The sequence below is a fragment of the Vreelandella nigrificans genome (assembly GCF_002374315.1).
Classification (GTDB): Bacteria; Pseudomonadota; Gammaproteobacteria; order Pseudomonadales; family Halomonadaceae; genus Vreelandella; species Vreelandella nigrificans.
In genome coordinates, this window is record NZ_NWUX01000008.1 from 138,113 (window position 1) to 151,561 (window position 13,449).

The following is a 13,449-nucleotide window of genomic DNA, read 5'->3' on the forward strand; positions in this document are numbered from 1 at the left end:
TGATAGGATCCTATGATTTGGATGAATGAACTGAGTAGCGAGTTACTGGCGACAGAAGGCGAGATATGCGTACCACAATGTCGTCAATCTGTTCTTCGTTACACACCAATGGCGGTAGCAATCGAATAGTGGTATCGCGAGTAACGGTGATCAGTAGGTGCTGTTCATCTAATGCGCGCCTAACCAGCTCCCCACAGGACTGGTTCAGTTCAATACCGACCATAAGACCCTGGCCTCGAATGGAAATGACGTTTGGATGATCGCTTAGTGCCTCCTGCAATCCCCCGAGTAACCGCGCGCCCAGCACAGCAGCCCGCTCCTGGAGCTGATCGCGGAACATGATATCGAGCACAGTGCAGGCCACTCGGCAGGCCAGTGGATTACCGCCGAAGGTCGAGCCATGCTGGCCAGGCGAGAACAAGTCAGCTGCAGCGCCGCGCGCGAGGCAAGCAGCAATAGGAAAACCGTTACCCAACGCCTTCGCCAGGGTCATCACATCCGGCGTGATGCCTGCGTGTTGGTGCCCAAACCAAGCGCCTGTACGCCCCAGGCCTGCCTGGATCTCATCCAGCATCAACAACCAGCCATACTGGTCACAAAGCGTACGTAACTCACGCAGGTAGTCAGGGCTGGCGACGCGGATACCGCCTTCACCCTGTACCGGCTCTATCAACACAGCCACGATGCCGGGTTCCTGGGCCGCCGCCTGGCGTACCGCCTCAATGTCGTTGTAGGGAACCCTTAGGAAGCTAGGTAGCAGAGGCCCGAAACCGTGCTGAGCCGCGGGGTTGCCCGTGGCTGCGAGCGTTGCCAGGGTGCGGCCATGAAATGCGTTTTCCATCACCACTATTTTCGGCTGAGCCACTTGCTTGCGATGCCCATGCAGCTTGGCCAATTTAAGAGCAGTTTCGTTGGCTTCTGCGCCTGAGTTGCAGAAAAATGCCGTTTCCATGCCCGACATTGTGCACAGCCGCTCGCCTAGCCGCTCTTGCCAATCGATGCGGAAAACGTTGGAGGTGTGCAACAGCATCCCAGCCTGCTCGGTGATAACGGCAGTAACCTCTGGGTGAGCGTGGCCTAGGCTAGTGACCGCGACACCTGCGATGGCATCCAGGTATTCCACGCCCTGTTCATCCCAAAGATGCACGCCACTACCGCGTATAAAGGAAACAGGCTGAGGGGCATAAGCCCGCATCAGGTGGGAAGATGTGTGCGGCATATATCCATCCTTATATAGTGGGCTCCAGCAAGCTGAGGTCTGCAAAGTAAAATTACCAAATGGCAATCGTGTCTCATGGCTGCGACACCACTGTGCTGGGCTCGCCTGGCCAGTAATGACTATCTGGCATCGGTCGAGCTCCAAAGATGGCCTGCCCTACCCGAACCACTGTTGCGCCTTCTTCGATGGCGATCTCGAAATCACCCGACATTCCCATCGATAACTCATCCAATCCAATGTTGGCTGGCGCGCTCTGCCGCAACTGGTCGCGTAAAGTGCGTAGCAGCACGAAGCACTGACGCACTCGTTCAGCCTCGCTGGAGAACAGTGCAAGTGTCATCAACCCGCGCACACGCAGCGCCGTGAATGCTGGCAACGCTTGAACAAAGGCTGGCACGTCCTCGGGAGCCAGGCCGTACTTACTGGGTTCTCCCGAGGTATTGACCTGCACGAATACGTCCAGCGAGCGCCCTTCAATTTGCAGGCGGCGGTCCAGAGCTTCGGCTAGGCGCAAGCTGTCTAGCGCTTGAAACTCGCTAGCGAAACGCGCTACCAGTTTGGCCTTGTTGGTTTGCAGATGACCGATAACCGACCAATGCAGGTCATCCAAATCCTGCATGGCTTCCCATTTGCGAAAAGCCTCCTGAACCTTGTTTTCACCCAACACTCGGCAGCCCGCTGCATAGGCTAAGCGCAAGCTGGCCTCTGGCTTGGTCTTACTAACCGGCAGCAAGCGCACCGCTGCCGGATCGCGGTTGGAACGGCGGCAAGCTGTATCGATACGTGCCTGCACCGCAGCCAGGTTGCGCTGGAAGTCTTCCACCGTGGTGGCTTCCGGATAGCGGCCGTGCTGGTCGTGATGAGTTTGTGTATCGGAGGACTCTGGCATCTGTTGGGCACTCCTTTAATCTTGTCCCTGTTCAGACGTATTCATGTTCAAACTTGTCAGCTCAGAATTACGTACGACGCTCTTCATCGTCGGCCACAATGCAGTGGTGATAGCCATAGTCTAAGACTAGAATGGTCTGCCACAACAGACCACTAGTCACCCTCAAGGCAGACCGTATGACGAAGACATTCGAGCTTGAGACGCTGAAGATCAGGCTGAACGATGCTGACTTCCAACGTTTGGATCTACACCAGCGTATCCAGCGAGCTTTACGTGCTCTGATTCTTGATGGCGCACTCAGCCCAGGAGTAAAACTACCTGCAACTCGTGCGCTATCTAAATCACTCGGTGTTGCCCGCGATACTGTCGAGAACGCCTATGTACAACTGCATCGTGATGGCTTCATTGTGCGGCGAGGAGGTTCGGGGAGCTATGTGTCCGAGACAGTGGGTAACGAGCTAAGGGGAGCAGCCCGCAAACGCATGAAACGACAGGAGTACAAACGTAGCGTTATTGAGCAAGGCTTGGGGCTGAGCCAACGTGGCCGAAGGATTCTCGATAGTGGCGGAGTAGCTGATCAACAAGTGATCAAGGCGTTTGCTCAAGGCTTGCCTGAAACCCGTAACTTTCCAACCGATGTATGGGAGCGCTTACAGCGTCAGGCATTAAAAGACTACCGTACGAGTGCGTTGCTACATGGCGACCCTCAAGGGGCAGAGCCACTGCGCAAGGCAATCGCGGTCTATTTAAACCTTGAGCGCGGTGCCAATGTTTCTCCTGATCAAATCCTGGTGCTGAGCAGTACCAGGCAGGCATTGTTTCTATGTGCACAGCTGTTGGTGGACGCTGGCAAACCAATGCTGTTGGAGAACCCCGGGTACGTCGGTGCCAAAAAGGCATTTGAAGCCTCTGAGGCCAAAATCATTCCTATTGACGTCGATGCACATGGTATTCGTACGGACCTATTGCGGGCAGATCAACATGGCGCCAATTGCGTCTACGTGACCCCTTCTCATCAATACCCCACGGGCGCAACCTTGTCACTGGAACGTAGACTTGAGTTGATTCGCTGGGCTGCCGAAAACGGCAAGTGGATTATTGAGGACGACTACGACAGCGAGTTTCACTACGACGGGCTACCGACCGCTTGTGTCCAGGGACTGGATAAATATAAACGAACGATCTATATCGGCACCTTCAGCAAAACGCTCTACCCTGGGCTCCGGCTGGGATACATGGTGCTACCCGACGAGTTGGTTAGTGCATTCACTTACGCACGCAGTGTCATGGATGGGCACACGCCACAGATTCCCCAGTTGACACTGGCGCGCTTTATGGAAGACGGGCACTACAACTCTCATGTCCGGGCCATGCGTAAACTCTACGCCGGACGCAGGGAAACCATGCTTAAGTCTATCGACCAACATTTGGGGGGCATTGTGACAGCATTGCGGCCAGAAGGTGGCTTGCAGATACCGTGCCTGTTGAAGCCGGGCTGGTCGGAAGAGAAGACGATCCAACAGGCCGCCATTGCAGGCATACAACTACTAGGACTCAGCCAGCTGTATGCCAGTGAGGAAAAGAAGCAAGGCTGGCTCCTAGGCTACTCTTCCTTGACCGCTCATGAAATCGAAATGGCCATGCTACGCCTCTCCAAGGCTCTGAAAAAGACCTGAAAAAAACCTCGCCCTATTTTAAATGGCATGTGACACAACCAAAGTGGTCTAGCGTAATTTAAAAAAATGGCCCACCTCATAAGACCATCGCTTAGCTAATATCTAAAAAAAGGTCGGTATTCCTGATATGTATGGTCTGAGGGATTTTGTATGAAAACAGCGATTGCACTACGTCACCTTCATTTCGAAGGCGTCGGCACACTAGATACCGTTCTATCTGATCAGGGCTATGCGCTGCATTACCTTGACCCAGCCATCGACGATATTGATGGTATACAAGATGCCGATCTGCTGATTGTGCTAGGCGGCCCTATTGGCGCCTATGACGAGCAAATCTACCCCTTCCTCAAAGACGAGTTAGCCGTTGTGCGTCAACGACTGGATGCAGGCAAACCCCTGCTAGGAATCTGTCTAGGTGCCCAACTTATCGCCAGGGCACTGGGTGCCAAGGTCTACCCCTTGGGGGTCAAGGAAATCGGTTTTTCGCCAGTGACACTGACAACGGATGGCCAGGAGTCCGTGCTTGCCGCTCTGGGAGAGGCCCCAGTCCTTCACTGGCATGGCGATCAGTTTGATATCCCTACCGGAGGCGTTCACTTAGCCAGCACTCCAATCGGAGCCAACCAGGCGTTTTCGCTTGGAAGCAACGTGCTTGGGTTACAGTTTCATCTCGAAGCCGATGTGAGCAAACTCGAACAGTGGCTGATTGGCCATGCTAACGAATTGAGCCAAGCGGACATCGCCCCCTGCAAGTTGCGTGAAGATGCGGAGAGACTGGGAGAGCGCCTAACCATTGCCGCACGCACAGTTCTTGTAGAGTGGCTGAATAACCTTGAAAACTAGGCAACGGCACGTTGAGCAAGCAAACAACCATGCCACTGGGTACACATAAATTACATCCCCCTCTGTTTATGGTGACTTCCGCTTGCTGTGGCTTCCACTTGTTGTAACTTTCATCCAATCACAAGTTGTTATAGGAAGGTTGGCAATAAGGTAACAGCTCTGCATCTGCATGAAGGCATCGCATATGCTGACGGCCCTTCAGCAGACCTGTGCGGCGAACTGCTACGCACTAGTGCTGGCTTCCTGGAGTAAAACCAAAACCGCCCCAGGCAGTTCAACACCAGGGGCGGTTTTTTAGCACATTGCTACTTTCAGGGGTTATTGATCACACCCACATCGGCACCATGGCTTCCAGCACCATCACTAAACTCATCGCGGTAATGGTCAAAATCGATACGCCAAACACCTTTTTGGCCCAACGTACGTCATCGCCCAATCGAAAGCCGCATAGTGCCAGGTAAAGCCAGTAGCCTCCCATTGCTAATGCAACACAGAGGTAGCCCGTACCCGCTTGACTGGCTAGCACCAAGGCGAGCGACGCAGGAATAAACGCCACGATATAACCCAGAATGTGGTGTTTTGCCCGTTTAATACCATGCACTACCGGCAGCACCGGAATCGATGCCCGGCGATAATCCGCATAGCGGAAAATCGCAATGGCATACGAGTGTGGCATCTGCCACAGGCAGAAAATCACCAGCAGCATAAAGGCACCGCTATCAAACTGCCCAGTCACCGCACAGTAACCAACGACCGGCGGCATCGCCCCAGAAAGGCTACCTACGAGCGTGCCATACTCGGAATTGCGCTTCATATAGAGGCTATACACCCCGACATACACGCCCCAACCGATCACCGCCAGCGCAACAGCCAAGCCATTAGTACCCAACGCCAAACACACCACACCCGCGACGCCAAGCAAGGCTGCAACGCCCAGCGCCTGCTTGATAGAGATACGACCTTTAGCCAAGGGACGATGGCGCGTACGCGCCATCAGGGCATCAATATCTCGGTCAATGACATTATTGCACGCACAACCTGAAGCAATAACCAGTGCAATGCCCACCATGACCGACACAAAAGTGACCCAATCAAAGGCACCTTGGGCGGCTAAAAAGTACCCCCCTATGGTGGCAATCAGGTTGCCGCCAATAATCCCCGGCTTTGTCAGCGCAAGCAGGTCACGCCAACGGCTAGGCGCCGCCGTTAGCCGATCATCATGTTGAGATGCAGATGCTGCATGATCCATAAAGAGCCCCCTACTACCAAGACAAGTATCGTCAGAGTGAAAGCGAAAGACATCACATTCCACCCTTCGTCGGCTTTGGTGTTCATATGCATAAACATGACCAGCTGAACCAGAATCTGCAGCACGGCTGTTACAGCGATAACGACCACCGTCGTGCCGGTGCCTAGCGCACCGCTCATAACGACCGCAAATGGAATCACGGTTAGCACTAAAGATAGCAGAAGCCCAGTCACATACGATTTAACGCTACCGTGGGAAGTCGTTGAACTGGATGAAGAATGGCTCATCTCACAGCACCCCCATCAAATAAACAAACGAGAAGACACAGATCCAGACAATATCGAGGAAGTGCCAGAACAGGCTCAGGCACAGGATTCTTGGCCGGGTCATATCGTTCAACCCTTTGGTGGATAGCTGAACCAGCATCACCAAAATCCAGATCAAACCGAAGGTAACGTGCAGGCCATGCGTCCCCACCAAGGTGAAGAAAGATGACAGGAAGGCACTGCGATCCGGCCCATAGCCTTGATGGATAAGGTGCTGAAACTCATAGATTTCCATACCTACAAAGGCCGCACCCAGCACAAATGTGATGGCTAACCACGCCTTAACCTGGTTAATGCGATCGGCATTCATCGCCAGCACACCCATGCCAAAGGTGAAGCTGCTCACCAGCAGTAAAAAGGTTTCCACCAGTACAAAGGGCAGCTCAAAAATATCCGCCGCTGTGGGGCCACCCGCCGTCCCCTTCATAAGCACGGCGTAAGTAGCAAACAGTGACCCAAAGATCACCAAGTCACTCATTAGATAGACCCAAAAGCCGAACACTTTTGTGCCGCTGGCATCATGGTGCTCATGGGCGTCGGCCGTTGCGCCATGGTGTAGGGTATTGGTAGCCATTACGCTCGTGCCTCCACATAGTCTTGCTGCTGACGTTCGGTATCATCAGCTGTAAGCGTCGTCTTGCGTTGTTGATGCTCACGCTCAATCCGCGCAACTTCCGCGGCGGGAACGTAGTAGTCGATATCATCGTTGAAGACACGCGCCAGGAAGCTAACAATTACGCCAAGCGCGCCGACGGCAGCTAACCACCAGATATGCCATACCAACGCAAAACCCAGTACCAGGGCAAACAGACTAATCACCGGACCGGCCACGGTATTACGAGGCATATGAATATCGGTATAAGGTGCTTCACTCAACTGCTCGTTGCTGCGCTGTTTTTGCGACCAGAAACTGTCGATATCCCCTACTTCGGGCAGCCGCGCAAAGTTGTAGAACGGTGCAGGAGAAGAGGTTGACCACTCCAAAGTACGGCCATCCCATGGGTCACCGGTCACATCAGCATTTTGCTTACGATCACGAATACTCACCCAGAACTGAATGATGGTGCAGGCAATACCCAGCATGATAATTACCGCGCCTACCCAGGCTAGGATCATCCAGGGCTGCCATTCGGGATTGCTATAAGATTGCATGCGGCGCACAGCACCAAAGAAGCTCAGCACGTAAAGCGGCATAAAGGCCACATAGAAGCCGATAAACCAGCACCAGAACGAGCGTTTACCCCACTTCTCACTCAGCGTGAAGCCAAACGCCTTGGGGAACCAGTAAGTCAATCCGGCCATCATGCCGAATACCACACCGCCAATAATCACGTTGTGGAAGTGGGCAATCACGAACAGGCTGTTATGCAGTACAAAGTTGGCGGCAGGCACTGCCAGCATTACCCCGGTCATACCGCCCAAGGTAAAAGTGATAATAAAACCTAGTGTCCAAAGTACTGGTGAGGTTAATTCCAGGCTGCCGCGGAACATAGTGAACAGCCAATTGAAGACTTTCACCCCAGTAGGAATGGCGATAATCATCGTCATGATGCCGAAGAAGGCGTTGACGTTGGCACCCGCCCCCATGGTAAAAAAGTGGTGCAGCCAGACGATAAACGACAACAACGTGATCGCCACTGTGGCCCAAACCATGGTTTTATAACCAAATAAACGCTTGCGGGCGAAGGTTGCAATAACTTCAGAGAACACCCCAAACGCCGGCAGGATCAGGATGTACACTTCGGGGTGGCCCCAGGCCCAAATGAGGTTGACGTACATCATCATGTTGCCGCCAAAGTCATTAGTGAAGAAGTGCATACCGAAGTAACGATCCAGCGTCAGTAGCGCGATCGTCGCCGTCAAAATCGGGAAAGAAGCGATAATCAGCACGTTGGCGCACAGCGATGTCCAGGTAAAGATTGGCATGCGGAACATTGTCATGCCTTTGGTGCGCATTTTCAGAATCGTGACGAAGAAGTTAATCCCTGTAAGCGTCGTGCCTATCCCCGATATCTGTAACGCCCATATCCAATAATCGACCCCCACCCCTGGACTAAACTCTATCCCCGAAAGAGGCGCGTAAGCGAGCCAGCCGGTTTTGGCAAACTCCCCCACGACGAGGGAAATATTGACCAGAATCGCTGAAACAGCGAACAGCCAAAAACTCAGATTATTCAAGAAAGGAAAGGCAACATCGCGTGCGCCAATCTGCAGCGGCACTACGAGATTCATTAACCCAATGACCATCGGCATCGCGACAAAGAAGATCATGATCACGCCGTGGGCAGTGAAGATCTGGTCATAGTGTTCAGGAGGGAGGTAACCTGCGGCTCCACCAGCCGCCATGGCCAGTTGAGTACGCATCATGATGGCATCTGCAAAGCCACGCAGCAGCATGACCAGCGCCACCACAAAGTACATAATGCCGAGCTTTTTGTGGTCAACGGAGGTAAACCACTCGTTCCACAACCAGCCCCACTTACGGTAGTACGTTAATGCGCCTAGTAACGCGGCGCCACCAATGGCCATGAAGGCCGCAACGATCATAATGATCGGTTCGTGATACGGAATCGACTCTAACGTCAGTTTTCCAAACATGCTTAACCCCCCGCTTCAACGCTTGTGGGATGGCCATTCATGGCGCGATCCTCACTAGCATGTTGATTGGTAACGTGGCCGAAAGCGGCCTGATGATGGGTAGCGCTTGCGCTTTCTAGCTCGCCAGACTCACCATGGCTGTCGTGAACATCGCCCATGACTTCGCTGTGGCCACCATGACCTCCATGGCCGACACCTCCGGTGTGGAAGCTCGTCAAAATCGACTCATATAACTCAGGTGATACCGCAGAGAAGTACTCCACCGGGTGGTATTCGCTCGGCTTGGCTAAATCGCTATAGCTATCGGGGTAAGTCAGGGTTTCGCCGGAAGCCCGCACGCTGGCAACCCACTCATCAAATTCAGCGGGGGTAGTCACGCGAGCATCGAACGTCATTCCCGAGAAGCCTGCACCGCTATAATTGGTGGAGCGGCCAGGGTAAACACCAACTTCATCCGCAATCAGGTGGACATCATTATCCATGCCTGCCATGGCATAGATCTGGCTACCGAGATGGGGAATAAAAAAGGCGTTCATAACCGAGCCGGAGCTGACTCGGAAGCGCACTGGCGTATCCACCGGAAAGGCCAGTTCATTGACACTGGCAATGCCCTGTTCGGGGTAGATAAACAGCCATTTCCAATCTAGTGCCACCACCTGGATTTCCATCGAAGCAGTATCGCTTTCGATAGACTTGTGGGGATCCAGACTATGGGAGGTTTGCCAGGTTAACAGCGCAAGAACCGCGATAATCGCGCAAGGCACGATCCAGACGACAGCCTCAATCACATTGGAGTGGGCCCAGTCAGGCAGATACTTAGCCACGCTATTACTGCGCCGATAACGCCAGCCGAACAGTAGTGTCATGGCAATTACGGGAATAACCACAATCAGCATCAACCCAAACGAGGTCAGGATTAGCGAGCGCTGCTCAACGCCAATCTGCCCCTTAGGATCCAGCAATGCAGAACTGCAGCCCGTTAACAACAGGCACAATACGACGAGCACAAGAGTGCCTCGCCTGCGCCAGAGGGTATGTCGTTGCATGGTGTGATCTCGTCAGAGAGTGGTCCAAAATAGCGCGCTACTAAGACAACTACCTAGCCAACTGTACCGCCAACCACCTAGCCAGCTAAAAGCCTGCTAACTAGCCACCTAAATAGCACGCTAACTAATACCCCATACTTTTCCCAAAACAGTGAGTGTGTGTTGCTCCGGGAAAAATATGCGCTACCGGATGGGGTTGGTAGCGAGCCATAGCTAGCACGATGCGTGCATAAACTAAGACTAAAGTATTTTCTATTGATCTGAGTCAATCAGAAAGAGGCGCTTTGCCGCACCCAGAATGCTCAAAGATGTGCTAGGCAACCGTGACGCTAAGCGATGCCTGTGGGTGGCGGTTTAACAATTCAGGCGCGCGCTCATCGTCAGTCACAACAATATCGAAATCAGACAACGAGGCAAAATAGGCTGGGCGCACTATCCCAAACTTGCTGGCATCGACTATCAGTAAGCGTTGCATAGCAGTGGCAATCGCGGCTTGTTTAGGCGCCACTTCATGGAAGTGAAAACAACTTACGCCACGTTCACAATCAACACCTGCAGCCGAAATTAACGCTTTGTTGATGCCCAAGCGCTCTATCGATGCTCTCATCCCATCGCTACCAAAGGATTGCGATGAGGCATGAAATAGTCCCCCTAACAGAACTAACCGTACATTAGGTAGCGCAGCCACCGAATTAGCAACGTTAAGCGCATAAGTCACCACCGTAAGCTCGCGAAAATGGCTCAGTTGCCCTAGCAGCGGAATCAGTGTTGAACCACAGTCGATAAAAAGTGTGTCGCCCTCCTCTATAAAGCGGGCGGCACGCTGGCATAAGCGATGCTTCACTTGGTAATGGCTAGCCTGCTGCTCGGTAAGATCATATACCGGAGTTACGCCAGGATAACTCGCCATTACCAGGCGCCCGCCTAGCAGGCTAATTGGAGATGGTTGTGTAGAGAGATCTCGCCGAATGGTCATTTCCGACACACCACACAGCTCGGCAGCATCCCGTAGGTGCAAGGTTCCTCCGCTGGCAAGCGCTTCTTGCAGCATCGCCAGACGCTGTGCACTCCGGTCATTCATAGCAAGCATCTCCTTATCATTCATGTTGTTATCGACATTCGCGGTAGAACTACCGCCTATGTTGAGTCAGCCGTCGCCGTATTACCACTGCATCGCAATATTGTTCGCTGCCATGCGCGGTATATCACACAAAGAAAGCGTTGATGTGACATTGCTTGCAAATCAACGTTAAAAAAATAACACTGAATGTTATAATTTTAACATTAACGCTAGCCCGCACGACCCACAACTTCGGAACGCCACTCATACTGGCGCCGTGACAAACTTGTTGAGGCTTTCATGACTGCTCTAACTCACACTCGCTCCCCTTTCGTCTCGCTTGGCGCTGGCGTTTTACTGGCAGGGGCTACCTTGGCAACACCTGCGCTAGCTAACGAGCCCGCGAATACCCCAATGACACCGGTTTGGTCATTCGCTAACGTATCGCTGAACTATCTGGACTGGTCCCGCGGAACCGAGGCGCGCACCGCGAATAACGCCGCGAAAAGTGACTTCACATTTGTTGAAATCGAAGGTGGCGTTGGCTATAGCTGGGGCGAATTTTACGGTTTCTTCGACTTCGAGAACCCGACTAATAACCAGTTTGATGAATCCAGCGGCGGTAAAGATAACTTCCGTACAGCGGGCAAAATCACCTCACATATTTACCTGGGTGACAGCCCACTATCGCTTTATGTCCATGTCTATGATTTTCGCGATTACGGTTTTAACGCCCGGGAGCAAGATCAGATTTTGGGCTTAGGTTATCGCACCACCTTCGCAAACGGACTATGGTTCAAGCCGTTTATCGGTGCTGCACGGGTACAAAGCGACGGCTATACCGGCATGAACGGTTACATGGCGGGCTGGGTAGCAGGCTACGACTTTGCGGCGTTTGATCAAAACTTCAGCATAACCAATTGGCACGAGCAAACCTTCGGACGCGACAGCGATTACCTATCACAGAACTATGTGAACGGCACAGCTGGCAGCGTTGGTACCAACGGTGCGCTGAGTCTGTGGTGGCACCCTTCAGACCTGATTACCACTGGTGTGCAGTATCGCTACTCGGAGAATAAGCTGGGTACTCCGGATGCTTACCAAAACGCGATGATTTACTCCATCAAGCTCAACCTACTATAAACGAGTTACTCTTTAGCGAACTCGAAGGATCTCCCTATGACACTCCTTATGAGCTTGGTAGGTATGGTCACACTGGTGTCCATAGCCCTTATCTTCTCCTATGACCGCAAGTCGATACGGTTGCGTACCGTGCTGGGCGCATTTGCCATCCAGGCAGGTATCGGTGCATTTGTCCTCTATGTACCGTTTGGCCAAGCGGTGCTACAAGCCATCTCGTCTGGTGTTAGCCAAGTATTGGTCTACGCAAACGATGGCATTGGCTTTCTCTTCGGTGGCTTAGCTGATGTCGATAACGTTGGCTTTGTTTTCGCCATTAAAGTTCTGCCAGTCATTATCTTCTTCTCATCGCTTATCGCGGTGTTGTACTACCTCGGCATTATGCAATGGGTCATCCGCATTCTAGGTGGCGCACTGCAGAAAGCCTTGGGCACCTCACGCACCGAGTCGCTTTCTGCCACGGCGAATATCTTTGTTGGTCAAACCGAAGCCCCCCTAGTCGTTCGGCCATTTATTGCCCGCATGACGCCCTCCCAGCTGTTTGCGGTAATGTGTGGTGGCCTCGCGTCTGTCGCTGGTTCTGTATTGGCTGGTTACGCGGCACTGGGTATTCCAATGGAATACTTGGTCGCAGCATCATTTATGGCGGCACCGGGCGGCCTGCTATTTGCCAAGCTGATTATGCCGGAAACTCAGGATGCAACCGACAGCGACAGCGTTTCCAGAGTAGAAGAAGAGCTTAAAGAGCAGGAAGACAAACCTGCCAATGTGCTGGATGCAGCTGCAGCAGGTGCTACGTCAGGCATGAAGCTTGCCGCTAACGTGGGCGCTATGCTGCTCGCATTTATTGCACTTATCGCGCTTATTAACGGCATTTTAGGCGGTGTTGGCGGTTGGTTTGGCTTTGATGCACTCAGCCTTGAGCTGATTTTAGGCTGGCTGTTTGCACCACTGGCTTTCTTGCTGGGCGTCCCTTGGGAAGAAGCCACGCTGGCAGGCTCATTCATTGGCCAAAAGCTGGTGGTTAACGAGTTTGTCGCCTACATCAATCTTGCACCGTACATTGATGGGGAACAGTTAGTGGCTGCCACGGGTCAGATGATGACACCGCACACCATGGCGATTCTCTCCTTTGCACTGTGTGGTTTTGCCAACCTGTCGTCCATTGCCATCCTGTTGGGCGGTTTAGGTAGCATTGCACCTACGCGCCGTAAAGAAATTGCCCGCTTTGGTGTCAAAGCAGTGCTGGCAGGTACGCTATCTAACCTGATGTCGGCATCTATTGCTGGTTTCTTTATCGCATTAAGCAGCATGACGGCTTAACGCAGCGAGCACGATACCAAGTGACGGGCGCTGCTGTTATTGCAGTGCCCGTTTTGTCTTTTACTGTTTTGCGAGAACTC

At 52.9% G+C, this 13,449-nt stretch carries 12 protein-coding genes; 4 read left to right on the forward strand and 8 right to left on the reverse strand.

Translation table 11 applies throughout. From position 1 onward, the window contains the following. Window positions 1–10: 10 nt before the first annotated feature. Together CPA45_RS11365 and CPA45_RS11370 are read right to left on the reverse strand one after the other, a co-directional pair. A complete protein-coding gene (locus tag CPA45_RS11365; protein WP_096651654.1) occupies window positions 11–1,219 on the reverse strand; it encodes an aspartate aminotransferase family protein in 1,209 nt (402 codons plus the stop codon). 73 nt (window positions 1,220–1,292) lie between these two features. Further along, the gene (locus CPA45_RS11370; protein ID WP_096651655.1) at window positions 1,293–2,108 is read right to left on the reverse strand and encodes a YggS family pyridoxal phosphate-dependent enzyme; all 816 of its coding nucleotides are present in this window, start codon (window positions 2,106–2,108) and stop codon (window positions 1,293–1,295) included. Between the two features lie 176 nt (window positions 2,109–2,284). On the opposite strand from CPA45_RS11370, the gene pdxR reads away from it, so the two are divergent. Both pdxR and CPA45_RS11380 read left to right on the forward strand, forming a co-directional pair. Further along, window positions 2,285–3,784 carry a MocR-like pyridoxine biosynthesis transcription factor PdxR gene (gene pdxR / locus CPA45_RS11375; RefSeq protein WP_096651656.1) on the forward strand — a complete coding sequence of 500 codons (1,500 nt, stop codon included), beginning with the start codon at window positions 2,285–2,287 and terminating at the stop codon, window positions 3,782–3,784. 150 nt (window positions 3,785–3,934) lie between these two features. Beyond that, window positions 3,935–4,627, forward strand: a complete 693-nt coding sequence (locus CPA45_RS11380; protein WP_096651657.1) for a glutamine amidotransferase — start codon at window positions 3,935–3,937, stop codon at window positions 4,625–4,627. Between the two features lie 325 nt (window positions 4,628–4,952). On the opposite strand, the gene cyoE is transcribed toward CPA45_RS11380, so the two are convergent. The 6 genes from cyoE to CPA45_RS11410 form a co-directional block, all read right to left on the reverse strand. Further along, complete coding sequence (cyoE, locus tag CPA45_RS11385) at window positions 4,953–5,876, reverse strand: heme o synthase (protein ID WP_096651658.1); 924 nt, start codon at window positions 5,874–5,876, stop codon at window positions 4,953–4,955. After that, window positions 5,834–6,163: a cytochrome o ubiquinol oxidase subunit IV gene (gene cyoD / locus CPA45_RS11390; protein WP_078086645.1), complete on the reverse strand. Its 330-nt coding sequence runs from the start codon at window positions 6,161–6,163 to the stop codon at window positions 5,834–5,836. The genes cyoE and cyoD overlap by 43 nt, the downstream gene beginning before the upstream one ends. Window position 6,164: 1 nt before the next feature. After that, window positions 6,165–6,776, reverse strand: coding sequence for a cytochrome o ubiquinol oxidase subunit III (gene cyoC / locus CPA45_RS11395; RefSeq protein ID WP_096651659.1), 612 nt, complete (start codon window positions 6,774–6,776; stop codon window positions 6,165–6,167). Further along, window positions 6,776–8,800 carry a cytochrome o ubiquinol oxidase subunit I gene (gene cyoB / locus CPA45_RS11400; protein ID WP_096651660.1) on the reverse strand — a complete coding sequence of 675 codons (2,025 nt, stop codon included), beginning with the start codon at window positions 8,798–8,800 and terminating at the stop codon, window positions 6,776–6,778. Before cyoB ends, cyoC begins: the two co-directional genes overlap by 1 nt. Window positions 8,801–8,802: 2 nt before the next feature. Next, window positions 8,803–9,846, reverse strand: a complete 1,044-nt coding sequence (cyoA, locus tag CPA45_RS11405; RefSeq protein WP_096651661.1) for a ubiquinol oxidase subunit II — start codon at window positions 9,844–9,846, stop codon at window positions 8,803–8,805. Window positions 9,847–10,159: 313 nt separating this feature from the next. Beyond that, window positions 10,160–10,927, reverse strand: a complete 768-nt coding sequence (locus tag CPA45_RS11410) for a DeoR/GlpR family DNA-binding transcription regulator (protein ID WP_096651662.1) — start codon at window positions 10,925–10,927, stop codon at window positions 10,160–10,162. 279 nt (window positions 10,928–11,206) lie between these two features. Here CPA45_RS11410 and CPA45_RS11415 point away from each other — a divergent pair, with 279 nt between their 5' ends. Both CPA45_RS11415 and CPA45_RS11420 read left to right on the forward strand, forming a co-directional pair. Continuing rightward, on the forward strand, window positions 11,207–12,049 hold the full coding sequence (locus CPA45_RS11415) for an outer membrane protein OmpK (RefSeq protein ID WP_096651663.1): 843 nt from the start codon (window positions 11,207–11,209) through the stop codon (window positions 12,047–12,049). Between the two features lie 36 nt (window positions 12,050–12,085). After that, window positions 12,086–13,369 carry a NupC/NupG family nucleoside CNT transporter gene (locus CPA45_RS11420; protein WP_096651664.1) on the forward strand — a complete coding sequence of 428 codons (1,284 nt, stop codon included), beginning with the start codon at window positions 12,086–12,088 and terminating at the stop codon, window positions 13,367–13,369. The last annotated feature ends 80 nt before the right edge of the window (window positions 13,370–13,449 follow it).

Bases quoted from the DNA above. Each gene is read 5' to 3' on its own strand.
- CPA45_RS11365 (WP_096651654.1), bottom strand. From the start codon at position 1,219: ATGCCGCACACATCTTCCCACCTGATGCGGGCTTATGCCCCTCAGCCT.
- CPA45_RS11380 (WP_096651657.1), top strand. From the start codon at position 3,935: ATGAAAACAGCGATTGCACTACGTCACCTTCATTTCGAAGGCGTCGGC.
- cyoE (WP_096651658.1), bottom strand. From the start codon at position 5,876: ATGGATCATGCAGCATCTGCATCTCAACATGATGATCGGCTAACGGCG.
- cyoA (WP_096651661.1), bottom strand. From the start codon at position 9,846: ATGCAACGACATACCCTCTGGCGCAGGCGAGGCACTCTTGTGCTCGTC.
- CPA45_RS11420 (WP_096651664.1), top strand. From the start codon at position 12,086: ATGACACTCCTTATGAGCTTGGTAGGTATGGTCACACTGGTGTCCATA.
- CPA45_RS11410 (WP_096651662.1), bottom strand. From the start codon at position 10,927: ATGAATGACCGGAGTGCACAGCGTCTGGCGATGCTGCAAGAAGCGCTT.
- CPA45_RS11370 (WP_096651655.1), bottom strand. From the start codon at position 2,108: ATGCCAGAGTCCTCCGATACACAAACTCATCACGACCAGCACGGCCGC.
- cyoD (WP_078086645.1), bottom strand. From the start codon at position 6,163: ATGAGCCATTCTTCATCCAGTTCAACGACTTCCCACGGTAGCGTTAAA.
- cyoB (WP_096651660.1), bottom strand. From the start codon at position 8,800: ATGTTTGGAAAACTGACGTTAGAGTCGATTCCGTATCACGAACCGATC.
- pdxR (WP_096651656.1), top strand. From the start codon at position 2,285: ATGACGAAGACATTCGAGCTTGAGACGCTGAAGATCAGGCTGAACGAT.
- CPA45_RS11415 (WP_096651663.1), top strand. From the start codon at position 11,207: ATGACTGCTCTAACTCACACTCGCTCCCCTTTCGTCTCGCTTGGCGCT.
- cyoC (WP_096651659.1), bottom strand. From the start codon at position 6,776: ATGGCTACCAATACCCTACACCATGGCGCAACGGCCGACGCCCATGAG.